This window comes from Rhizobium sp. RHZ02, from assembly GCF_014851575.1.
Classification (GTDB): domain Bacteria; phylum Pseudomonadota; class Alphaproteobacteria; order Rhizobiales; family Rhizobiaceae; genus Rhizobium; species Rhizobium altiplani.
This window is the reverse complement of record NZ_JACUZX010000121.1, coordinates 1-255: the sequence shown is the minus strand read 5'-3', so window position 1 is coordinate 255 and position 255 is coordinate 1. Positions and strand designations below refer to the sequence as shown.

General features: G+C 61.6%; 1 pseudogene. It reads left to right on the top strand.

The annotated features are described in order from the left end of the window. Window positions 1-255: pseudogene (locus IB244_RS33310) on the top strand (IS5/IS1182 family transposase); the annotation flags it as partial.

Sequence of the window (255 nt, the reverse complement as noted above, 5' to 3'; positions counted from 1 at the left end):
AGGAAAAGGAGCGCGAGCCGCAGGTGAAGGAAACCAAGGTGTCGCGCACCGATCCCGACAGCGGTTACATGGTGCGCGACGGCAAGCCAAAGGGCTTCTTCTACCTCGATCACCGCACGGTGGACGGTAAGCTTGCGATCATCACCGATACCCATGTCACGCCCGCCAATGTGCATGACAGTATCGTCTATCTCGACCGGCTGGACCGCCAGCGGGAGCGGTTCGGCTTCGAGGTCGGTGCTGTCGGGCTGGATG